Source organism: Paenibacillus sp. J22R232 (assembly GCF_056269165.1).
The window spans coordinates 284522-307601 of record NZ_JBWDNK010000002.1 but is presented as its reverse complement, the minus strand read 5'-3'; the positions used below and the strand labels follow the sequence as shown (position 1 = coordinate 307601).

General features: G+C 48.7%; 26 protein-coding genes. 7 read left to right on the top strand and 19 right to left on the bottom strand.

Annotation, left to right across the window (positions count from 1 at the left end):
• Positions 1-23: 23 nt before the first annotated feature.
• The 17 genes from AC0YN3_RS07715 to AC0YN3_RS07635 form a co-directional block, all read right to left on the bottom strand.
• On the bottom strand, positions 24-596 hold the full coding sequence (locus AC0YN3_RS07715) for an LbetaH domain-containing protein (RefSeq protein ID WP_475774533.1): 573 nt from the start codon (positions 594-596) through the stop codon (positions 24-26).
• Positions 571-1722, bottom strand: coding sequence for a glycosyltransferase (locus tag AC0YN3_RS07710; protein ID WP_475774532.1), 1152 nt, complete (start codon positions 1720-1722; stop codon positions 571-573). The genes AC0YN3_RS07715 and AC0YN3_RS07710 overlap by 26 nt, the downstream gene beginning before the upstream one ends.
• Complete coding sequence (locus tag AC0YN3_RS07705) at positions 1723-2892, bottom strand: glycosyltransferase family 4 protein (protein WP_475774531.1); 1170 nt, start codon at positions 2890-2892, stop codon at positions 1723-1725.
• Entirely contained in the window at positions 2889-4274 is a 1386-nt protein-coding gene (locus AC0YN3_RS07700; RefSeq protein WP_475774530.1) for a hypothetical protein, read from the bottom strand. The genes AC0YN3_RS07705 and AC0YN3_RS07700 overlap by 4 nt, the downstream gene beginning before the upstream one ends.
• 127 nt (positions 4275-4401) lie before the next feature.
• Positions 4402-5508, bottom strand: a complete 1107-nt coding sequence (locus AC0YN3_RS07695) for a glycosyltransferase (protein ID WP_475774529.1) — start codon at positions 5506-5508, stop codon at positions 4402-4404.
• 12 nt (positions 5509-5520) lie between these two features.
• The gene (locus AC0YN3_RS07690) at positions 5521-6219 is read right to left on the bottom strand and encodes a sugar transferase (RefSeq protein WP_475774528.1); all 699 of its coding nucleotides are present in this window, start codon (positions 6217-6219) and stop codon (positions 5521-5523) included.
• Complete coding sequence (gene galU / locus AC0YN3_RS07685) at positions 6216-7124, bottom strand: UTP--glucose-1-phosphate uridylyltransferase GalU (RefSeq protein ID WP_183569658.1); 909 nt, start codon at positions 7122-7124, stop codon at positions 6216-6218. The genes AC0YN3_RS07690 and galU overlap by 4 nt, the downstream gene beginning before the upstream one ends.
• A gap of 185 nt (positions 7125-7309) precedes the next feature.
• Positions 7310-8002: a CpsD/CapB family tyrosine-protein kinase gene (locus AC0YN3_RS07680; RefSeq protein WP_475774527.1), complete on the bottom strand. Its 693-nt coding sequence runs from the start codon at positions 8000-8002 to the stop codon at positions 7310-7312.
• On the bottom strand, positions 7983-8738 hold the full coding sequence (locus AC0YN3_RS07675) for a YveK family protein (protein WP_475774526.1): 756 nt from the start codon (positions 8736-8738) through the stop codon (positions 7983-7985). Before AC0YN3_RS07675 ends, AC0YN3_RS07680 begins: the two co-directional genes overlap by 20 nt.
• Before the next feature lie 162 nt (positions 8739-8900).
• Positions 8901-9188, bottom strand: a complete 288-nt coding sequence (locus AC0YN3_RS07670) for a hypothetical protein (RefSeq protein WP_475774525.1) — start codon at positions 9186-9188, stop codon at positions 8901-8903.
• A gap of 996 nt (positions 9189-10184) precedes the next feature.
• Positions 10185-11237 (bottom strand): M42 family metallopeptidase, encoded by a 1053-nt coding sequence (locus AC0YN3_RS07665; protein WP_475774524.1) that lies wholly within the window; start codon positions 11235-11237, stop codon positions 10185-10187.
• Between the two features lie 108 nt (positions 11238-11345).
• Positions 11346-11567, bottom strand: coding sequence for a hypothetical protein (locus AC0YN3_RS07660; protein ID WP_475774523.1), 222 nt, complete (start codon positions 11565-11567; stop codon positions 11346-11348).
• Positions 11568-11672: 105 nt separating this feature from the next.
• Complete coding sequence (locus AC0YN3_RS07655) at positions 11673-11861, bottom strand: hypothetical protein (RefSeq protein ID WP_475774522.1); 189 nt, start codon at positions 11859-11861, stop codon at positions 11673-11675.
• A 58-nt stretch (positions 11862-11919) separates the two neighbouring features.
• A complete protein-coding gene (locus tag AC0YN3_RS07650) occupies positions 11920-12453 on the bottom strand; it encodes a hypothetical protein (RefSeq protein ID WP_475774521.1) in 534 nt (177 codons plus the stop codon).
• 1661 nt (positions 12454-14114) lie between these two features.
• The gene (locus tag AC0YN3_RS07645; protein WP_475774520.1) at positions 14115-14510 is read right to left on the bottom strand and encodes a VOC family protein; all 396 of its coding nucleotides are present in this window, start codon (positions 14508-14510) and stop codon (positions 14115-14117) included.
• A gap of 262 nt (positions 14511-14772) precedes the next feature.
• On the bottom strand, positions 14773-15966 hold the full coding sequence (locus tag AC0YN3_RS07640; protein ID WP_475774519.1) for an MFS transporter: 1194 nt from the start codon (positions 15964-15966) through the stop codon (positions 14773-14775).
• A gap of 173 nt (positions 15967-16139) precedes the next feature.
• Positions 16140-16442, bottom strand: a complete 303-nt coding sequence (locus AC0YN3_RS07635) for an ArsR/SmtB family transcription factor (protein WP_475774518.1) — start codon at positions 16440-16442, stop codon at positions 16140-16142.
• 192 nt (positions 16443-16634) lie between these two features.
• Between AC0YN3_RS07635 and AC0YN3_RS07630 the strand changes: the two genes are divergently transcribed.
• The 6 genes from AC0YN3_RS07630 to AC0YN3_RS07605 all read left to right on the top strand — a co-directional run bounded on the left by AC0YN3_RS07630 (position 16635) and on the right by AC0YN3_RS07605 (position 20626).
• On the top strand, positions 16635-17210 hold the full coding sequence (locus AC0YN3_RS07630; RefSeq protein WP_475774517.1) for a bifunctional transcriptional activator/DNA repair enzyme AdaA: 576 nt from the start codon (positions 16635-16637) through the stop codon (positions 17208-17210).
• Positions 17207-17758: a methylated-DNA--[protein]-cysteine S-methyltransferase gene (locus AC0YN3_RS07625; RefSeq protein WP_475774516.1), complete on the top strand. Its 552-nt coding sequence runs from the start codon at positions 17207-17209 to the stop codon at positions 17756-17758. Before AC0YN3_RS07630 ends, AC0YN3_RS07625 begins: the two co-directional genes overlap by 4 nt.
• The gene (locus tag AC0YN3_RS07620; RefSeq protein WP_475774515.1) at positions 17751-18464 is read left to right on the top strand and encodes a 2OG-Fe(II) oxygenase; all 714 of its coding nucleotides are present in this window, start codon (positions 17751-17753) and stop codon (positions 18462-18464) included. The genes AC0YN3_RS07625 and AC0YN3_RS07620 overlap by 8 nt, the downstream gene beginning before the upstream one ends.
• A gap of 51 nt (positions 18465-18515) precedes the next feature.
• A complete protein-coding gene (locus AC0YN3_RS07615) occupies positions 18516-19334 on the top strand; it encodes an SPL family radical SAM protein (protein ID WP_475774514.1) in 819 nt (272 codons plus the stop codon).
• A gap of 209 nt (positions 19335-19543) precedes the next feature.
• Entirely contained in the window at positions 19544-19885 is a 342-nt protein-coding gene (locus tag AC0YN3_RS07610) for an ArsR/SmtB family transcription factor (RefSeq protein ID WP_183569636.1), read from the top strand.
• A gap of 60 nt (positions 19886-19945) precedes the next feature.
• Positions 19946-20626 carry an SRPBCC family protein gene (locus AC0YN3_RS07605; RefSeq protein ID WP_475774513.1) on the top strand — a complete coding sequence of 227 codons (681 nt, stop codon included), beginning with the start codon at positions 19946-19948 and terminating at the stop codon, positions 20624-20626.
• Between the two features lies 1 nt (position 20627).
• Here AC0YN3_RS07605 and AC0YN3_RS07600 read toward each other — a convergent pair whose 3' ends face one another.
• Together AC0YN3_RS07600 and AC0YN3_RS07595 are read right to left on the bottom strand one after the other, a co-directional pair.
• Positions 20628-21320 carry a DNA alkylation repair protein gene (locus tag AC0YN3_RS07600; protein WP_475774512.1) on the bottom strand — a complete coding sequence of 231 codons (693 nt, stop codon included), beginning with the start codon at positions 21318-21320 and terminating at the stop codon, positions 20628-20630.
• Positions 21321-21337: 17 nt separating this feature from the next.
• Positions 21338-21955, bottom strand: coding sequence for a DNA-3-methyladenine glycosylase family protein (locus AC0YN3_RS07595; RefSeq protein ID WP_475774511.1), 618 nt, complete (start codon positions 21953-21955; stop codon positions 21338-21340).
• Between the two features lie 304 nt (positions 21956-22259).
• On the opposite strand from AC0YN3_RS07595, the gene AC0YN3_RS07590 reads away from it, so the two are divergent.
• Positions 22260-23072, top strand: a complete 813-nt coding sequence (locus AC0YN3_RS07590) for an alpha/beta fold hydrolase (protein ID WP_475775098.1) — start codon at positions 22260-22262, stop codon at positions 23070-23072.
• Positions 23073-23080 lie beyond the last annotated feature (8 nt).

Below are 23080 nucleotides of genomic sequence, written 5' to 3'. Positions count from 1 at the left end.
CAGAATCATTGCTGCTTGTTTCATTAGTTATATCTGCGAATCCATTCATTCGAAATGTCCAGCTCGCGGATTATTTTGGCCGGCGTTCCGCCTGCAAGCACATTCGACGGAATATCCCGCGTCACGATGCTGCCCGCCGCAATAACGGAGTTGGCACCGATCGTCACGCCCGGCAAAATAACCGCGCCGCGACCGACCCACACGTTATCGGAAATCACGATCGCTTTGCCCTTCGACTGGTCCGATCGGTCGACGGGATGGAAGTTCGTATCAATTATGTTCACCATCGGCCCGATGATCGTGTTGCTGCCGATTCGAATCGACTGCGTACAGCCGATATCGAGCCCGTAATTAAAAAACACATTGTCCCCTACGATAAGCTCGGCATTGCGCTCAACCGTCACCGCGGACGGAAAGGGCTTCGCATGAAAGGAAACGTTTCTTCCCATGATGAGCCTTCCTTTGTTCTTCATGGAAAGCTTGCCTGCTATCCGGCCCAGCCTGCCTACCGAGCTTGTCTTGACCGACAGAACGGCAGCTCCCTTCAATACGGCAAGCAGCTTGCCGAAGCTAATCTGACTGGATGAGATACTCATCGGAACCCCCTGCTGCTTCCGGCTTCAAGCTTGGCGTTAACAGCTTCCGGTACGTATGCTCCACCTTGCGTGCGATCGTGCTCATATTGAAATCCTTCATGACGCTTTCGTAGCCTTGATTAGACATCGCTTGGTGATCCGTCTCACCGTCATACACGCGCCTTATAGCCTGATAAAGCTCCTCGACATCGCCATCCTTGACGATAAAGCCGCCTTTCGTCTCATGGATGATTTCCGGTGCCCCGCCGGAATCCGCTACGATGACCGGCGTCTCAACGAGCATCGATTCGATGATAACTCTGCCAAAAGGCTCATTCAGCGAAAAGTTAATCGTTAAGTCGCATTCCTTCATCACATCGAGCGGTTTTTGGCTGTAGCCGTAGAAGACGACATGATGCTCAAGCCCGTAAGACAGCACTCTTTCAATCATTTCATTGTAGTAGCCGTCCGATCCGTCTACGGACGCGTCGCCGACGATTAGCAGCTTCCAATTCATCCGGCTGCTGTCCGCAAGCTTCTTCACGGCCTCGATCATGAGATCATACCTTTTCCACTCGACGATTCGGCCGAACGTCCCGATCACGAGCGTGCCATCCTCCATGAACGTCCGGCTTTTTTTCGTGAGCGCAAGCTCCGGGTCTACGCCGTTGTAAATAATCGTCTTGTTGCTGCCCTGAATCGAATTCGCGACGAAATGCGAGATGCAGATGACCTGGTCGAAAAACCTCGGCAGCACCTGATTGAACATGCGCAAATGCGTATAATCGCGGTGATGCCAGATCAGCTTGCTCTTCGCCAGCAGCTTCAGCGGCGCCGTATACCACGGTGCCCTCCAGCCGTTGGCGTGAACGATATCGATGCGGTTTTTTCGGACAAAGGCCTTAATCTTCATAACCGTTTCTAGATAGCCCAAGCCAAATTTCTGTTTGATGCTGCTGAGCAGCAGCGGGAAATGCGTATAGTCGGCTCTTATTTCGTTCAGGTAGGAAGCATCCTGCGGGCTTAATAAAAAGATGCGGTATTTGGCGCTGTCCAAATAATTGATGAGATGAATGAGGCTTTGCTCAGCCCCGCCTTTTTTCTCGGCATGCGTGACAAACAAGACGTTGATTTTGCGATTGCTCATCTATAGCACCTGCTTTACTTGATAACTGGTATTCAAGGACTGAATGTAACCCTTCAGCACCTCTTTATGGTTGTAGTGCATGCGAAGAAACGCTTGAGATGAATCGAGCAGCGCCTTGGCGGTTTGCGGATTATCGAACAGCTGCTTGATTTTGCCGTAAAATTGTTCCGGACGGTCCGCGATCATAATATGCTCATTGTCGATTAAGCCCGTCCCTTCGTAACCAATGGAGGTCGAGATCACCGGCAAGCCGTTCTGGATCGCTTCAATCGTTTTCAGCTTGACGCCAGCGCCGTTCTGCATCGGATTGACAAACAAGTAACCGTTTCGGTAAATATCCGTCAGGCTCTTAGGCGTGTCATGAACGATTACGTTAGTCAGATCATAGGCATCCAGCCAGCTTAAGCTCTGCTTTCTGCTGTTGCCGGCAATAATGAATTTGTATTCCGGCTCCTTCAGCATGAGCGGATGAATATGCTCGAGATACCACTGAATGGCCTCACGGTTGTTAGGCATGAACAATGAGCCGATAAAGACGACATGCTTGCTCCGGAAGTCGCCTGCCTCGAAGCTTCCGTTCGTAACCGGAGGCGGCAGGAACAAGCTTTTGGCCTCCGGATTTTGTTTCTGGAAGCTTTCGAACTCCTTGCTGGAAATAAAGAGATACTTGTCGACCTTCTCCAGCATTCTTTTTTGCAGCACCGAAAATTTACTGCTTTCCATGTGATAGTACATTTTGTGGACGATGTTTTTCGTGCTTCTTGCCAGTGCCTTGAAGTACACCGCTTCATCGTTATGCACCCTTAGAATCGCGGTATCGTGCCTGATCTTCGGATTGTCGAGAATCGGGTACACATAGTCGCCCTCGAGCAGCACGTAATCATAATCGCCGGCCAGCTTGACATTCTTCAGCTCGCTCCGCGACTGCACCTGCATCGGAATGACGTGAAGCAGATCCGCCAGCTTGCTGCGGCGGTCACAGAGCGTAATTTCCTCCACATATTCGTATACGGCTTTCATTTCGTCCTTCGTCGGCGTTTGTTTGCCGCACACGAGCAGATGAATCTTCCAGCCTAGCTCGGAGAGCACTTTAATTCGCCCCCAAGTATCGACTCTGCCGCCATGGTCGGCGGGATATGGGAAATCACTGCAAACGACAAGCATTTTCATTTGGCTACCCCCGACCTGTTAGTGGTGTGAAGCTCGTTTTTTCCGAGGAAAAGGCTGATGAAAGCGAACAGCAGCCATACCTCGTATTTGATTTCCAATGAAACGAGCAGCATGGAAAACAAGATAAAGATAAGCGCTAAAAACAAAATGGAGCTCGATTTCACTTTTATAATCAGGTTCTTGGCCATCAGATAGAAGAACAAAACTGAAATTAATCCGCCAAACATGACCCATTGGAAAAAGCCCGATTTGACGCCTAGGTTTTTGTCCGAGCCCGAATATTGCAACAGCTCCCCCGCATTGATTTGGCTAATGCCAAACGTACTGTAATAGAAATGGGACATCATGCTGATGGAATCATTCACATACTTGTCGAAATACATGAGATAGGCTCCGGTTCCAACCCCGAGCGGGTTGTGAAAAACAGTTATCAGCGCAATAATGATCGTTCCCATACGCGTGTAGGAGGATGTGTAGTTTTCGATGTCATTGCTGAATGAGCTGAGCAAACCGGCCGAGAAGTTAGTAATGAACATGTACATGGCCAATACGACGGCAATCAGCAGAATGAAATTTTTCTTTTTGCGGAAGTCGAGAAACTTAACCATTGTGACGACCAGCGTCAGCAGAATAATGATCATGAAGCCCTTTGAGCCGGTAATGAACATATAAAACAGAAAGAAGCTAGCTGCGTAAATCATCGAAATCGTACGGGCGAACCCGCTTAAATACTTAGTCAAATAAACCATGATGGACGCATATACGACGACGATCGAGCCTGTCGTGCTGCTCTCTGAGGTCAGCATCCTTACCCGCCAATAGGGATTGTTTCCCGAGTGGAGATAGGTAAATGCGTTCGGCATGCTAATAAGCTCCAGTATCATGATGATAACAAGGAATGTAACGACCGCCAGAAAGCAGCCATACAGCATTTTGAAGCTTTTGATTTTGGAGAAAACGAGCTGCATATGCCTGATGTAGAGCAGGATTAGCACAAAATAAATGAGTACCTTTACCCCTTTGCCCATAAGTCCCTCAGAGCCAAAGCTGTAGCTGCCCTGCAAAAATTGAACGAGCAAATAAACGATTGTGATTAAGCTCAAATACAAAATGAAACCGAATATATATTTCTGAAGCATCGAGCCGTGCATGACCCGCTTATGCTTGGCAAGCAGCCCGATTTCACAAAAAACAAATAGCGGCAGCAGCATAATAATAGGTGTCCTGCCGATCTCGCCGATCATATTGACTAAGGGGAAGTCTTGATAGACGGTCAGCACGAGCAATACGATAAGATAAATCGCTAGAAATAACTGTTCCTTCTCGACTCTATTAGCTGATTTCCCCTTAATCATTGGATTGCTTTGCAAGCTGTGGCTCATCCTCTCTCCATCCCCGTGAATCTAGACGTATTTGTTGACGGCAGCCGCGTACGTGCCGCGTTTCTTCAAATATAGGAAAGTATATTATTCTGCCAACTTTCTCTATATTTCTACGCGAAACGTTAGCTTAGCCGCCAAAGACCGGCTTCAGCCGTTTACGCTTGTGCATGGCGTCCTCGTACAAGCGCTCGATATGGCTGTTCATTTGGTTCGAATGAAACTTTTCCTGAAAGATGTCGAGGCCCGCTTGACCCATTGCCGCAAGCGTATCCTTATCCAGGCGGTTAATGATCCCCGCAAGCTCTGACTTATTCTCGAAATCGAAAACATAGCCGTTTACGCCATCTTTAATAATCTCGGGCAATGCACCTCTGTTGCTCGCTATGACAGGCTTCTTATTCCGCAGCGCCTCAATGGCAACGATGCCGAACCCTTCCCAGCGGGACGGAATGATCACTGCGTCGCAGGCATTCATGTAGCGGTCGATTTGCGAATTGTCTACCCAGCCGAGCTTGACCGTATTTTCCGGGAAATGATAGTCGACGGCCTCAAGCACCGTATCGCCTACCAAATATAAGCTGACGTTCTTGAACTTGTGCTCATTGAACACCTCAAGCAGCAGATCGAATCCCTTCTGTCGGTCAAAGCGGCCAACATAGAGGAGATTGATCCGGTCAGGCTCGGTTTCAAAGGGAGGCGTATTCGATGGCGTTGTATCGGATACGCCGTTGTACACGATGCCGGACTTCTTGGAAGGCAGCCCGTAATGCATCGCCTTATCGTATTCATGCTTCGAAATGTTAATAATGTAATCGGTGCGAAGCGCCAGCGTCTTCTCGACCATCGCGAATATGCGCTGTTTCCAAGGCTTGATGTCCATCAGAAATGCCCAGCCATGCGCGTTATAAATGACGATCGGCCGGCGGCCCTTGAAAAAAAACAACGTTCGCAGGAAAACACCTGCGAACGTTCCGTGGACATGCACAATATCCGGATTAAACTCTTTCACGGTACGATGGATAGCTTTCATCGCTCGGACAAAATAGGCCGGCTTCCGCTTGTAAGGATAAAGGCTCAGCCGATCCCGGCTGATCTGCAGCGTATCCGGACTGGAGTTCTGCTCGGAAGCCATCAGATAAATATCATGTCGGCCCGATTGATAGCTCAGCACCTCGTTCAGATGCGTCTCAATCCCGCCTTTCGTAAACTCCGATATATGCAGCACTCTCGCCATAGTGTTTCACTCCTAATATGCGTCCTGGGAGCCCACGACCGCTCTCACCGTTCTAAACATAATCTTGATGTCAAACCAGATGCATCTTTTCTCGATATAAGCAAGGTCAAGCTCCACCATCTGCTTGAAGCACAAATTATTGCGCCCGCTTACCTGCCATAGCCCTGTGCAGCCCGGCGTCACCGACAAGCGCTGCTTGTCATATTCGGTATACTCGGCAACCTCCCGCGTTAGCGGCGGTCTTGGACCAACCAAGGACATTTCGCCCCGCAGCACGTTCAGCAGCTGAGGCAGCTCGTCAATGCTCGTCTTGCGGATCAATTTGCCGATCTTCGTAATCCGCGGATCATCCTTCATCTTGAACATTGCCCCGCTAATCTCGTTCTTGTCGAGCAGCTCCTTCAGCTTATCTTCAGCGCCGGTCAGCATCGAGCGGAATTTATACATACGGAACGGCTTTTCGTCTTTGCCGATCCTCGTTTGGTAGAAGAAGACGGACCCTTTCGGATCCTCCCACTTAATGAGGATTGCGATGACGACGAACAACGGGCTAAGCAGCAATAAGCCGAAAAATGAACCAACAATGTCAATCGTCCGCTTCATAACGGCATACATCGTAATCGCCTGGTTGGCATCCTGCCTCGAAACCGCGTTTGCGTAATAATCGGTTACGCCGACTACCGCTTCATCCTGATATTGTGGAGGCGTCATACTCGTTCACTCCTTCCAGCCAGCAGCTGTTTGCTTAACTCCCGTTCCATCAGGTCCTCAAGCTCAGACATCAGCTTAAACTTAAGCTCGTTGTTTCTAAGGGCGAAATCAATATTCGTCATAATAAAGCCAAGCTGCTCGCCGACATCATAGCGGATGCCTTGGAAATCGAAGGCATAGACGCCTTGATTCATATTCAGGCTTTGAATCGCATCCGTTAATTGGATCTCGCCGCCGGCGCCTTTTTCATGCCGTCCCAAATACTCGAATATTTCCGGCGTCAGCACGTAACGGCCCATTATGGCGAGATTGGAAGGCGCTTGCCCCTGGGGCGGCTTCTCTACGAAGCGGTTAACCTCGTACAGGTTGTCCAGCCGCTGCCCCGGATCCACGATTCCGTAACGATGTGTTTGATCCACGCCAACGGTCTGAACGCCGATTACGGATCGGCCCGTTTTCTCATATTGTTCGATAAGCTGCCTCGTGCAAGGCACGTCTGCCTCGACGATATCATCGCCAAGCAGGACAGCAAACGGCTCATCGCCGATAAAGTTGCGCGCGCACCAGACAGCGTGCCCGAGCCCCTTCGCCTCTTTTTGCCTTATGTAGTGGAGATTCACATTTGATGATTTTCTTACTTTTTCCAAAATATCGTACTTGCCTTTTTCTTCTAAAATATGCTCAAGCTCAAAGGCGATATCAAAGTGATCCTCAATCGCCCGTTTACCTTTACCGGTCACGACAATAATGTCTTCAACGCCTGATTCGATTGCTTCTTCAACAATGTATTGAATGGTCGGCTTATCGACGATTGGAAGCATTTCTTTGGGCATCGCTTTCGTTGCCGGCAAGAAGCGCGTTCCTAGTCCTGCTGCGGGGATAATGGCTTTTCTCACTTTTTTCATTTGATTTCACCCTATCCTATTATATTTTTTGGTTTACAGGGGCATTGAACCCCTCCTCACGTCACACCCTTGACGATTAACGTCTAAGGTCGGCTGACCCACAGCATGACCGAGTGCCTCCGGTGATAGAGGTGCAGGAGACATTACCTATCTATTTCTTGCTGACTAAGCCGGGTTAACCAATGCTAGGCGTCGGTTTTTTCCCCGTAATAGTAGGAATAGATATCAGAATGATTTCGGTTGATCTTATTCAGTACAACACCGATGAGCCTTGCCTTAACATGCTCGATTGAAGCCTTCGCTTTGAGGGCCACTTCCTTCTTCACTTTTCCGGAATCGATGACAAGCACGACGCCGTCGCTCTGCGTTGCTACGATCTGCGCATCCGTAACGGACATAATCGGCGGGGTGTCGATGATGATCACGTCGAATCTTTCTCTCGCCGTTTTCAGAAGCGCGGCCATCTGCTCCGATGACAGCAGCTCCGAGGGATTAGGAGGCGTTGGGCCCGCTTGGATAATCGATAAATTATCCGTATTCGTAAACTGGATGATATCCTCGAGCGCCAGCTGATTGAATAAAGCCGTCGTCAGGCCGGTGCGATTGGATTTGCCGAAAATATGATGCTGCGATGGCTTGCGCAAATCCGCGTCGATCAGCAGCACCTTTTTGTTCGCTTGGGCGTATGCCACGGCCATATTCGCGCAGGTTGTGCTTTTCCCTTCGCTCGGCTTGGAGGAAGTGACCATAATGACCTGCAGCTTCTGGCTAATCGTCGAGAATTCGATGTTCGTTCGAAGCATCCGGTAGCCCTCTGAGATCGGCGATTTGGGATTCAGTTCGGTAATGAGGTTCCATTTAGGAGTCAAGCGAGACATTCTGTTCCCTCCCTGCAATCTTCGTTAAAGGCGAGCTATTCGTCTTCTCCAAGGAATCCCGTTCTTCAAACTTCGGAATAGAGGTCAGAACCGGTACATCCAGCAGCAGCTCGATATCTTCCTCTGTTTTCACGGTGTCATCCAAGTAGTCAAGCAGGAAGGCAAGCCCTACACCCATCATCAAGGCAAGCATAAATGCGACGGCTACGTTCATCTTGGCGTTAGGCGCTACCGGTCCGCGATATTCCTTGGGATCGGCTTGGTCAAGGACCGATACATTGTCGACCTTCATCAGCTCGGGAACCGACTTCTGGAACACAATCGCAACGGCGTTGGCAATTTGGGCTGCTTGCTCGTACGAATCGTCCCTTACGGATATGGACATAACCTGCGTTTCGTTTACCGAGCTTACGCTCACCTTTCCGATCAGCTCGCCGTAGGTCACGCCAAGCTTCGGATATTCGTTCACGACCTTTTTCATCATTCGCGGTGTCTTCAAAATTTCTTTATAGGTTTTGATAAGTCCAATCGTGGAGTTAATCGAGCCAACGTCTATACTCGAAAGCAGCGAGCTGCTGTCCTTGTAATCGTTGACGATTAATTTAGCGGATGCCTCATATTGCGGCTTAATAAAGTAGCTGGAGTATATGCCGATGGCCAGACAGCTAACGGTAATCATCAAAGTTATCATCAACAGCCTTCTTCTGACGATGAGCCAATACTGTTTCAATTCCAAAATTGTTCCTCCATTACTATTAAAATCATTTGCGTTTTCAACGCCTTTAAAGTTGTTCTTAATGAATATTAAAATTTACTAATTATTCAAAACGCGAACTTTTGGGCGTCACTTATAAATAGGAGCAGCCCTTTTCGGGGGCTCCTTCAAATAAGGACGTAATTATTGTTTTGACGTGTTTATAAACTCATCTACGGTTCCGCCATTCATAACATGCTCCATCATATCGGAGGAGCAGGCTTGCAAGCCAAGCTTACCAAGAAGCTGCGATACCAGCTCGGCCATATCGATCGGTTCATTGCGCAGCCGACAGCCTACTGCCGTAAGCAGCTCCGGCAAAGTTCGCATCTCCGCTTGACTATCTTGCTTGAGTAGAGAAGGGTCCTCGGATAATATTTTCAAAAATTGCTTCAGCCTTACCCGCTTCTGCTCCTGATTTGAAACATTCATCTCTGAAACCTCCATTCATCAGCTTGCTCATATCCATTGATTCCTGGAACTGCTCTTGCCTCTCGTTGCACTCTAGTATGACACAGATGAAAATAATTCTTGAGGGAATAAAGACATGGTCGCCATTAGACATTCATGCTCATTTTGGTCCTGCTTTTCCTAAGTACGGACTCCTAATTGATGTGAATAGTTGGATATAAAAGGGATGATTTAGGATGTCGAAATTAAGTATTCTGACAATTGGAAGCGCTTTATGAATTTTCTGAGAGAATCCCACTCAAGACTCATTTCCGAAGGAGCGCCATTCGCCTCAATCCCAAGTAAAATAAAGGATTATCACATTTCCTAGCGATGCCGTTTCGCTAAAACCAATCAAAAAATCGGTTAAAATCTCGAAAAAAAAAGGGACTATTGACCAGCATCCTACTAAAGCAGGACAAAATGACTTGTCGACATTTTTCGCAATGGCCATTTACATGAATATTTTCTAATATGAGAACGTTATCTTTACAGCAAAAAAACAAAAATAACAAAATTCTAATCTAAAAACAGGCAAGTTTGGCCCTAAAAACGGACATTCATCAAGGTCAACAGCAAAATTGTCGAGGAATGAAATCGTTTCCCGAGCGATCCGTGTGTTTAGGCATCCACGATTCGGGATAAATATAAAGCTACGCAAGTACTGAAATCGGACCAATATCAGCCCGCCGGCTACCTCCAAAAGACTACTGCTCCCGCTTCCCCTAATGGCCTATGTTCAGCTGATTTTGACGAAAGAGGAGTGCAAGAATGGCGCAGCTTAACAAGCCCTAGACATGATATAGCGGGATCCCGATGTCCTTTTGAAAATGCCGGCTGCTATTTCGCAAGTAACCTGGGGTGAAAAAAAGAACCTTTAACTCCACTTATTAAAGTGACGTTAAAGGTTCTTTGCTCCATTTAATGAGGTTAGGCCTATTCAGGCTTGCTCTACCCGGATCGACCATTCCGGCAAGCCTATTCCATGACATATGCCAGCAGCAAAGCTGCTGTGTTAACGACTGCGTTCGCGTGCGTGCGCTCCATCCCATGGGAGGCATGGACGCCCGGGCCAATCAAAGCCGCACGGATGTTGCTGCCTCCTCGAAGTGCCGCTGACGCGTCCGAGCCATAATACGGATAAATATCGACCGCGTAAGCGATGCCTTCACGTTTTGCCAGCTCGATAAGCCGAGAGGTCATTGCATAATCATAGGGTCCGCTTGAATCCTTCGCGCAGATCGAGACATCCATCTCGGTTGTCGCTAGATCATCGCCGATGGCGCCCATATCAACGGCAATCATTTCCGTAATATCCTCCGGAATATAGGAGCTGCCGTGCCCAACCTCCTCATAGGTCGAGAAAATAAGCTTGAGCGTGCAGGCAGGCGTCTTTCCTTCCCGCTTCAGCCATTCCAGAAGGCCAAGCAGTGCAGCGACGCTCGCCTTGTCATCGAGATGCCGAGATTTCACCCAGCCATTCGCGATCACGCGCGTGCGCGGCTCCCATGATACGAAGTCGCCGGCGGAAATGCCTAGCTTCTCCGTGTCAGCCTTGCTCTTCACCAGCTCGTCGATCCGGATTTCCATATTCGCTTCCTCGCGCTTCCACTCGCCTGCATCCTTGAATACGTGAACGGATGCTTTGGTTGAAAGCACCGTTCCTTCATATTTCCGGCCATCTCGCGTATGAATGACGCAATACTCGCCTTCGACCGTATGCATCGCATATCCGCCGATCGGCGTGATGCGCAGCGTTCCGCTGGAGTTGATGGAACGAACCATTGCCCCAAGGGTATCGAGATGCGCAGTCAAACCGATTACCTTCTCCGGCGATTGCCCCGGAACCGTAATGATCCCGTTTCCCTTCGGCGTGAATGCAAGCGCGTAGCCCAGCCGCTTTGTCTCTTGCTCCATATACTTCATGGCTTCCATGCAATAGCCGCTCGGGCTAGGAATGCTCAGCAGCGTCTCCAGCTGGCCTAATATGTAAGTCCGATCAAGCTTCGGCGCATAAGGTGATGTCATCATATCGTGCTCCTTTATTTGTAGAGATAGGTTGATCGCCGCAGTCACTAAGTGACCGCTTGTCTATTTTATACGATTGTCCGCTCGGTTCCTAATCAACGATGCTGCTCGTTATAAGCTGATTTGTTTCAGAGATGCTTCCTTGGCATCGATACGCGCGGCAAATTCCACGTCATCCAGATCATGGAGGCTGAGGCCTAAAGCATAGCGCAGCGCAGGCACGTACATCTGCATCGATGATGACCAACTATAAACATTAATCATATATTCCAATTGATATGGATCGACTTCATTGATTATTTTCAATTTATCCCTGGCTAAACGGTAGTACATTCGGGCGCGTTCATGGTCAAAAAACCAGCACATATCGCCAAAGAGCTCGATACGCGTGACGCTTTCAGTTAAGTCAGCAATTCTGCTAACCGTTTCCTTGCTTTTTTAATCGTCTACCGTCAAATGCTCCAAGTATCCGTATATTCGCTTATGATCCTTATAAAAGCCCAAATCATTCCGCCTTGCGGTTAGCTCAGCTTCCTCCTTCAAACCTGCCTTATAGTAGAAGCAACTGCTACACTGGAGCGCATTAGCTGGCAAAAAGGTAAAAATATCATTCTTTTGTCCGCTCACTGCTAGGCAGCCACCTCCATTAATGGACCAAGTGGTTTCTGAAGAAATCGGCTTTCAACTACTCTCTAATCAGCGACTTAAACGAGCCAAGACTCATACCATTCAAATCCTTATAAAATGCCGCTGTCTCCAAATAATCGTGATTGTCGTAATGGATCTTTTCTTTGTCGTCTATTCGAAACTTGCCTTGGAATACGCCGGAAATGACGAACGCTTCCTCCGAAAGGACAGGGCCCTCATAGCGATGAAGAAACAAAACGAACCTGTCACTGTTATTGGTTGTGACTAGCGGTACAAAGCCTATTAATGAAATAACCTGACCGTCATAGCGTTCATCACCCTGTATGACTTCTTGCACTTCAACCTCCGTAAGAGAAAAGCCCGCTCCTTCGTATTCCGGTAGTTCCTTGAAGGCGCCTGTCAGCGTTATTTCCGCTACGAATTCAGAATCAGCTTTCAACGCATCTAGAAACGAATAAATATCGGCTAAATCACTGCTTGAAGCTGATGGCTTCACTTCTGCTTTCGAGCAACCGGATAGTGCAGTTAAGATTACAATTAGCAACACGATACCGCTTTTCAATTTTCTCACATCTTGCCCCCTCAAATATACATGATCTGTAAACTAGAGACGCAGCTGCGGGGGGATTTGTTACGTATGGCAAGCTTAGCTTCATAATTTCGAAGATACATATATGTGCACATGCAACCTATAAATGCGTTTTGAATTCAGCGATTCCTACGTCGGATAGATAGAAGATGGCTGACTCAAAGTCGTTCTGGAATTTCAGCTCCCACATGTTGCATCAAATCGTCTTAAAAAACTGCAGCTCAACTTTATCGTGGAGTTGGATGTTTTTCTCGAATTTTATTGGATTAGCGGACCGGGGTTACCTTTTTTTGGCCCCCTCCCCTTCTGCCTGCACACTAAAACGCGACAAACAGATCGTAGTAGCTGCAGTGTAACTCAGCTACTACAGGTGCTTTTCGACTAGCCTCGTTTGGTTTCCGCAATCGTGGAAGTTACGCTGCACATAGTGCAACGTAGCTCAGATATTACAAGTACTTTTCGAGTAACCTAGCTTGGCCTCCGCAATCGTGGAAGTTTCGCTGCACATAGTGCAACGTAGCTCAGATATTACAGGTACTTTTCTGGTACTTTTCGAGTGACCTAGCTTGGCCTCCGCTGTCTAGGATGCTACGCTGCACATAGTGCAACAGAATTCTTATAGGTGACAGCATTTAAGAAGCTACGTTGTACAAACTACAATGAAAAACAAAAATTCAAGTGAAATTCAATAGAGTTGGACGTTTCCATTGCAGAAACTGCAATGGAACGCGAGGGTGGTCGTGCTATGGAGGCAATACATTGCAAAAAGTGCAGCGTAGCTCAGATATTACAGGTACTTTTCGAGTGACCTAGCTTGGTTTCCGCAATCGCGGAAGTTACGCTGCACAAAGTGCAACGTAGCTCAGATATCACAGGTACTTTTCGAGTGACCTAGCTTGGCCTCCGCTGTCTAGGATGCTACGCTGCACAAAGTGCAACAGAATTCTTATGGGTGACAGCATTTAAGAAGCTACGTTGTATAAACTACAATGAAAAAACAAAAATTCACGTGAAATACAATAGAGTCGGACGTTTCCATTGCAGAAACTGCAATGGAACGCGAGGGTGGTCGTGCTATGAGGGCATTACATTGCAAAAAGTGCAGCGTAGCTCAGATTCTACAGGTGTGACTCGATTGACCTAAGTACAAAAAATGAAATGAGTTTAACCGGTTTTCTTCCTGTATTCCATAGAAACGCGGCCATTACATTTGACTACAATCGTTCAAACGATAGAAAAACGAGGTTGCTGCTTCGTTAGAGTTATTTTAATCATGCCATGCTTTTTAACAGCAGCCTATACACCCATAGGGCCCGTCTCAATCTCTTGAATGAATGCGAATTTCGCCGAGGCTGCAGGCCCCTTTGCCTATAAAAAATGCCCCAATACAGCAACAGGTTTTTATCATTTCACCTGCCTACCGTAAAGGGAGCATCTCGCTTTTGGGATAACCTATTCCTCGAATTTAATATAAACGATTCTGAGACTGCCCTATTCGTCGTATTTATCGTAACGCTTTTGGGACTGCCCTATTCGTCGTATTTATCGTAACGCTTTTGGGACTGCCCTATTCCTCCAATTTATCGTAAATGCTACCGGGACTGCCTCATTTCTAGAATTTATAGTTAATGCGAATGCAATGCTTACTCGGCTCCACAGCTGATCATCCAATAGACGCCGTATTTATCCTCCAGCTGTCCGTACATGCCGCCCCAGAAAACCGGCTCTAGCGGTTGAATGACATTGCCGCCTGCCACAAGATTATCGAATGCTGTCCTTCCCTCTGCTGCCGACTCAAACTCCATGTTCAGACTGAAGCCGTTCCCTCTCGTAAGAGGGCCAAATGCATCTGCCATAAAGAAGTTTACTCCGCCTGCATCAAAGCACATATGCATCACTTTATCTTTCATCGCATCATTCGACTCCGGTGCCTGATCATGTGTCATGATGGATTGGATTTGACCGCCAAGCGCTCCAATATAGAAATCAGCTTGCGCTCTGGAATCCTCCGAGATTATAAAAGGTTTAAGCGTTGCCACTCACAAATCATCCTTCCATCCATTTATTAGGTTATTCGTTACCATTATAGCACTTCAAAAGCATCGGCGTTTCTTTTGGATTGCTGTGTTGAGTATGTTGAGTATGTTGAGTGTGCTGAGTGTGCTGAGTCTGCTCAGTGTGCTCAGTGTGCTCAGTCTGCTGAGTCTGCTCAGTGTGTCGAATGTGTTGAGTTCGATAAACCTCTAAATACTCCCTTCGTTATCCTTCCATTCACGATTTCAATTCGTCTTGTCTGAATGATTAAGAATTCATAAGGGACGCTGCAGCTTTTTGCTCCACATTATTCGCGTTCGCCCCGATTCGCGGCAAGAGCACGGCTGCGACAGCAGCAATAGCGACGCCTAAAGCCCCGATCCACGTAATCGCCGATAGAGCAACCTGACCAACCACCAGACCGCCGAATCCCGCGCCTGCCGCCATAGCAAGCTGCATGACCGATTGATTAAGGCCGAGCATGACGCTTGCGGAGTCGGGTTCAATCGTAACCAAATTGAATTGCTGGGTCGGTCCGCTTGACCATGCCGCAAACGACCATAGCAGAAGGACGGCGAGCAATCCGGCTGTCGAGCCGGATACGAAGTATAGCAAGACCAGCATAATAATATGAAGAGACATTCCGCCAGCCAACGTTCGGGTAACGCCCCATTTGTCCGCGCTGTAACCTCCGAATTTCGAGCCGACCAAGCTTGCAACACCAAAGGCTAACAGCAGCGTACTCAGCAGCTTCTCGCTAAGCCCGCCTACCTGCAAGAGATAAGGGGAAATGTACGTGTAGGTGATCGAATATCCGCCTAACCAGAAAAACGTAATGCCTAAGCCTAAAAGAACTTTTCTTTTTCTCAGCAAGGACAGCTGCTTTAGCAGGGGTACTGGCTTGTCGCCTGCCATGCTGGGAATCGTGAACGCAATGACGGCTATGGCCGCAATCGCAATGAGCGCTATCCCTCCGAATACGGATTTCCAACCGTAGGCGCTGGCGACTATCCTTCCTAACGGCACGCCGACAATTAAAGAGGCTGTGAAGCCCATAACCACCGTCGCAATCGAGCTTGCTTGCTTACCCGCGGGTGCTAATCGGGCCGCGATTGTCAAAGCTGTGACAACAACCATTCCAGCCCCAAGCGCCATGACGACGCGCGCAAATACGAACAATCCGAAACCGGGCAATATAAAGGCTAAGAGGTTCCCGATCGTGAACAAGCCTAGCGCTGAAAGCAGCAGCTTGCGTCTATCTACCTTCGCAGTTACAGCCATCATAATCGGGGTTCCTACCGCGTATACCAGCGAGAATATCGTAATGAGCTGTCCTGCCGCACCGACCGTAATATCAAGCGATGCTGCTATTTTATCCAATATGCCCGAGATAATGTACTCCGAGGTGCCTACTAAAAAACTGACGATTGCCAAAATGTAAATCTTCCATGTGTTCGTCACAATCATTCCACTCCTTGTAATCTTGTAATTGAGTATTGATAATCTTCTTGCATTTACATATCTATAAATTTTTAATTAACGATATGATTTATTAAAATACATATCGCGATATGTCGATTTGTAAAGGCTAATAAAAACTGAATGCTGGAAAGCTAACATTCAGCTTGGGCTGCTTATATCTCTTGTTTAAAATAATCAGCGATCTCCCCGATAGCGTGCTCGTCTCTCTTGTAATACGTAAACTTGCCGATCCGCTGGGTCTGAATCAACCCTGCCCGCTGCAGCATGGAGAGAAACTGCGAGGTCGTGGACTGCGTCATATTCAGCTTCTGCGTAATTTGGCTTACGCACACCCCAATCTCTCTCATGTCAACTCCTTCATGGGGAGCAAAATGGTTTTCCGGATCCTTCAGCCATTGCAAGATTTGAAGCCTGGACTCATTGGACAGCGCCTTAAATACGTCAATTGGTCTCATACGGTTTATTATATCGATAATTTCCGATATGTCAATCTTAAAATAATCAAAACCTTATTTGCTTCCATTCAATATTTTTTCACGTTCATTATTTTCTCCCGTTCAATGGCGTTTCACTATCTTGCTATTCCATTCCCATATGCGTACATACGCATGCTCACGAGGTTATACTAATGGAAGAGGTGAAGCCCTATGACGGATAGCAGCCAAATGGAGAAATGGAATGCCGTTCTTCGCAACGATGCTTCCTACAATGACCAATTCTATTATGCCGTAAAAACGACAGGTATTTTTTGCAGGCCTTCCTGCAAATCCAGACCGCCTAACCATGACAATATCGCTTACTTCGACACCGCTGACCAAGCGAAATCCGCAGGCTTTCGCCCTTGCAAGCGCTGCAAGCCCACGAGGGAGCGTATGCCCGATGAGGAATGGATTGCCGCCGCGACTGCTTATGTCGACTTACACTATATGAACGTGCTTTCCTTGGAAGCATTGGCGGAAGCGCTTCATGGCAGCCCTTATCATCTCCACCGAACATTCAAAAGGATCAAGCAGCTTACGCCAGTGGCGTATATTCAGCAGGTTCGAATCGAAGCGGCGCAACGGCTGCTGCTTGACACGGACTTAATGGTATCCGACATCGGAGCGCGTGTCGGCCTGCCGAATACGCCTTATTTCATCACCCTCTTCAAGAAAAAAACGAATCAAACACCGGCAAGCTACCGGAAAGACCATCCCATAACGACTGGAGAGATGCTCGAATGACAAACACAAAGGATTTGCCTCAGCTGTATTGGTCAACGCTCGCTTATGAGGACTGGAACATTCATCTTGCAGCTACCCCGAAAGGGCTGTGCTTTGCAGGATCGCAAAACCAAACGTTCGAGGAGCTGGCGCAATGGATGGGCAAAAAGCTTCCAGGATATCGCTTGGTTCGGGACGATGCTGCGCTTGAGCCTTTTAGGTCCGAGCTGATCGAATATTTGCAAGGCGCGAGAGAAGGCTTTACCATCCCTTTCGATTACCAGGGAACGCCTTTCCAGCTTGAAGTATGGCAGGCGTTGCGGGATATTCCCTACGGCCAGACTAAGTCCTACTCGGATATTGCGAATCTCATCCGGCGTCCATCCGCGGTTCGCGCGGTCGGCACGGCCATTGGCGCCAATCCGATCCTAATCACCATTCCCTGCCATCGCGTAATTGGGAAGAACGGAGCCTTAACTGGCTACCGGGGCGGGATCGAGATGAAAACAAGGCTGCTGCAGTTGGAAAGCGCAGCGATTAGCCGCGAAGGGATCGGCGCGCATGGCTAACAGCCTTCCCCAGCGTATCGCCATGCTTGACTTCGATGCCATACGGCTTTCGTTGGATGAACACGGCTTTGCGAAGCTGCCTGCCTTGCTAAATCAAGCTGAATGCCGAGAAATCATGGAAGGCTATGGAAATGAAGAGCTTTTCCGCAGCACGGTCAACATGGCTAGATATCGATTCGGCGTAGGTGAGTACAAATATTACCAAGCTCCTCTTCCTGCATTCGTGCAGCAGCTGCGGGAAGGGCTATATCCTAGATTGGCCGAAGTGGCTAACCGCTGGCTTGGGCTGCTGGGGCAATCCCCCGTGTACCCGCCTTCGCTAAGTGAGTTTCTCGATCGCTGCCATGCTGCGGGACAAGAGCGCCCAACGCCTTTACTATTGAAGTATGAGGAAGGCGGCTACAACTGCCTTCATCAGGATCTATATGGTGACGTATATTTTCCTTTTCAAGCCGTATTCGCGCTAAATGAGAAGGATCGTGATTTTGCGGGCGGCGAATTCCTGCTCGTCGAACAGCGCCCGCGTGCGCAAAGCCGAGGACATGTTATCTCGCTCCGACAAGGAGAAGGCCTCCTATTCCCCACGCAACACCGTCCGGTCCCAGGTTCCCGCGGCTATTATAGAACGACGCTTCGCCATGGCGTAAGCACGATTGCTGCCGGAACCAGGTACAGCTTAGGCATTATTTTTCATGATGCAACCTAACGTTTCCTCTCGTGGCTGTTCATGCTACTCTTTAAGGAGGCAGGTGAATAGATGAACATAGAATATTCTTACAAGCAGCCCAAGTCGCTTCTCAATAAAGGAACCGGATTCCTAACCGGCTACAGCCACTCGCTTAACCCCTATACAGGCTGCTCGTTTGGCTGCTCCTACTGCTACGTTCGGAAAATGCCGGTTTCTCTATTCCGAGGCAAGGAATGGGGAAGCTGGGTCGACGTGAAACAGGATGCCGCGGCTGTCTTGCGCAAAGAACTGCTTCGCGCCCGCTCCAAGGGACCGGTAACGATCTTCATGTCCTCAAGCACAGATCCCTACCAGCCGATTGAATATAAGGAACGGATCACGAGATCCTTGCTGGAGGTTATGGTCGAGCAGCCGCCCGATTTCCTGCTCGTTCAGACCCGCAGCCCGCTAGTGCGGCGCGATATAGACCTGTTTTTAAAGCTTGGGGACAAGGTGCGCATTAGCATGACGATAGAGACGGACCTCGAACCCATTCGCAAGTTCTTCTCGCCTGATGCTCCTCCGATACAGGCCAGGCTGAAGACGCTGCAATTGCTTTCCGAAGCAGGCATTAGCACCCAAGCCGCTATCGCGCCTATATTACCGAGCAGTGAAGAGTTCCCACATAAACTGCGGCCGCTCGTTGATCGCATCTGCATCGATGATTATTTCATGGGCGATGGCAGCAGCGGAAAACGGAGCAGGCAGCTCGGAATCCATCGTTGGTATGAGCAGCTCGGCCTCGAGGAATGGCATGACCCGTCAGCCTATAAGCTCGTCCAGGAACGGATGAAGCAGGTATTCTCCGAAGAGCAAATCTATATTAGCCAGAAAGGCTTTGAGCCTTAAGCTATCCGTCGATGAAGCCTGATTTTCCTTCCGAACAACAAGCTTTGCTCAAGCGTAAACGGGTGAATCCGTCCTCTGGCTGCTAAGCTTACGTTTCGCGTAGAAATATAGAGAAAGTTGGAAAATGATATACTTTCCTATATATGAATACAAAAAGATGTTCAACCATTTGGTTGAACATCTTTTTGTATTCATATATAGTTAACCGTATGGTTAAACAACATGACGATGAACTCGATGCCATTTTCCATGCGCTCTCCGATCCGACGCGAAGAGAGATGGTTAGGCTGATGTCGCTGCAAGAGCGGACGGTGTCGGAGCTGGCCGCCCCCTTTGACATGTCGCTTGCCGCTGCCTCCAAGCATATTAAAGTGCTGGAGCACACGGGACTGCTGCATCGAACGGTTGCCGGCCGTACGCATATTTGCTCGCTTGACCGGCAAGCGCTCGCTTCAGCAAGCAAATGGCTGCATGTTTACGAGCAATTTTGGAATCATCAGTTCGATGCGCTTGAGCGCGAGCTGAGCAAAGCAGAAAAGGAAAAGCATTAACGTGTCTGTCTCTATTTTCATGCAGAACAACAAATACGATGCAGAAAAGGATGTTAACAAATGGCTAATGTGTCCCAGACTACGCTGATTATGGTAAGGCAATTCGATGTTTCGGCGGAACGCGTATTCGATGCTTGGATCAATCCTGTCATGATGAGAAAATGGCTGATGACGAATGAGGGTACGAATAAATTAGCCGCTAATGAGCCCGTCGTTGGCGGAAAATGGACGGTTATCGATGAGCGCGAAGGCGTTGAATACACGGCTACCGGCGAATACTTGGAGATTGAGCGTCCAACCCGATTGGTGTTTACCTTCCAGATGCCGCAATTCAGCGAGCTCATAGACCGCCTTACCGTTGAACTGAAGCCTCTCGCGAAAGGCTGCGAAATGACGTTCACGCAGGTCATCAACGTAGCGCAAGAGGAGAACTGGACGGAAGCCGATATCGAGAAAGCGCTTGGCGAATACAACAGCAGCTCGGAGCATGGCTGGAACCTAATGTTCGGCGGCTTAAAGGACATGCTATCCCTTTATGTGCTGATTCAGCAAATCGGTACTAACCGCATAGCGGAATCGGATGGTCAAGCCCTTAAGCAGCTTGGAGAAGCGTTTTTCAAAAACGAGTATGAGCATGCGATTTTCAGTCTACGTTACCTAGGCTATGTGGAGCACGAATCCGTTCTCTTCACGGATGCAGGCGTGCAATTGCTGAAGCTTCTGGCCCAGCATAAGGCTTAACCTATAACCTTTTCTTCCGTTTCATGCCGCGTATTCTGCTTTTCGTTTCCGGATCTACGCGGTATGATTCGGTTATTTTCGACAAAGCCTTGTTGTAGGTGAAGTCATCAAGCGTATTGTCCTCCAAGTAAGCTTGCGTTAATTCCGGTAGCTTAATGTAGCAAATAGAAACCGCCCACGCTACCGCCATTTGGACGTAATAGCTGCTTCGATCAGTCTGGTCAAGCAGCGCCAGCAATCGGTCCATGTACGCTTCTTCGATATAGAAGTTTAAAAGCATCACGACGCCAAACCGTATTTCATACGTTTGGCTTGACGCAAGGTAAGGCTGAATGAAGTCCCACACTGCAGCCTTGTTCGTTTTGGCCATTTTAAGTCCGATACAGAAGCTGTCGCATACTGACCAATTATCTATTTTGGGAACAAAATCGGCAATTCGCTGCAGAAGCTCCTCGGGCTCCGCTTTAATCAAGCCGATGACCATTCCCTCCAGCATGACCTCCTCGAAATATTCGCTCTCGGCATGCTTCAGATACGCTCTCCAATCGCCTTTCGCAATCGGTTTGGCTAGCTTACGCAGCTGAGGAAGACGAACCCCTAATATATTTTTTACGTTTGGGATAAGCGAGGAAGAGAACTTTCGGTAATCCTCTTCCGCGAGCGCGTGCAGCTGTTCTTTTATGTTATATTCCATCCTTCTACTCCTTGTCTTTATTCAAAGGATAATCTCCACAAATAGATGGATGCCACCGATCCATACGGTGAATAGCACTGGCGGTAAGCATCGAACTGCTCTTTGGTCAGGGACGGAAGCCCATACAATTTCATCATGCCCCGCCGTATCGCGATATCTCCCCAGCTGACAATATCGCCCCGCTCCATCGCGTGGATCAGCAGCATCTCTGCCGTCCATCTGCCAATGCCCTTTAGCGTCATCAGTCTCTGGATCACCTCGGCATCCGCGAGCTCCCGCAGCTCCTCCAATGAGAATGCGCCCGTCGAAATCGCCTGCGCGATATCGGTTATGCACGCCGCCTTTTTCATCGTCATGCCGCAGCTTTGAATCGTTTCGGTCCGCTGCCCGGCTATGCTCGCCGGCGTTATCGGACCAAGCCGATCCCGCATCCGCTCCCAAATCGTATGTGCCGCCTTCGCCGAAATAAGCTGTCCGACAATAGCATGGATGAGCGCAGTGAACAGATCGGGCATCGTAACGCGTTCGATCCTGCCAAGACGCCGAATAGCTTCGCCCAGCACAGGGTCTGCACCAGACAGATAGTCGATTTCCGTTTGTCCATATTCAAAATATTTCGTTGTGGCCGTCGGCATATCGTTTCGCCTCCCTGTACGATACTTCTAGCATAATATGCGTTCCTCTACTATACCAAATACGGAAACCCCAAATGGCGCCGCTTGAATAAAACAGCAAGATAACGAATGATTTTGCCTTCCCTAAAAATAATTTAAAATAAACGGAACGGGTGTGTCGATTAGATGATCGGCCGTTCGTCGTCTATATAAGATCAACGAAACATGAGTATGCCGTTATCGCTGCTCGACCAAATCCATTCTAAGATTTACTCACATGAAATAACACCAATACACGCTGTCACAACAGCAAAGGAGAACAATGATGCACACCCTTATATCAAAAGACGGTACGACGATTGCCTATGACAAAACAGGACAAGGCCCGGCGCTCATTCTCGTGGCGGGAGCGTTCAGCTACAGAAAATTCCCTGGACAGGTGCAGCTGGCTAAGCTGCTGTCCGGGCAGTTCACCGTTTACAACTATGACCGGCGCGGCCGCGGGGATAGCAGCGATACGCAGCCTTATGCGGTTGAACGTGAATATGAAGATCTTCAAGCCATGATCGATGCAGCTGGGGGCTCGGCATACGTGTGGGGTCTATCATCCGGGGCAGTGCTTGCCCTCCAAGCAGCAGCAAGAGGAGCCAGCATAACAAAGCTAGCTCTTCATGAGCCACCGTTCATCGTCGATGCTGCAGACCCCAAACCGCCGGAAAATTTTGTTCAACGTGTGAATGAGCTTACTCGCGCTAACGAGCGGGCTGAAACGATCAAATATTTCATGACCAAGGGTATGGGCGCACCTTCATTCGTTGTGAGCATGATGCGCATGATGCCAGGTGTCTGGTCCAATCTTATGGCCGTCGCGCATACGCTTCCCTATGATGCCGCTTTGCTCGATGGATTCATGGCCGGAAAGGCATTGCCATCTAGCTTATGGAGAAGCGTTACGATACCGACTCTCGTGCTCGAAGGCATAGAAAGCCCGGCTTCCCTGCGCCATGCAGCGCAAGCACTTGCTGTCGCCCTCCCTAATGCGAGGCTGCAAAGCAAAAAAGGCCTCGGTCACACCAAAAAGCTTCAAGCCAAACTCATCTCCAAAGAGCTTGCCTCCTTCTTTCTCGGGAATGGATAAGCCCGTCA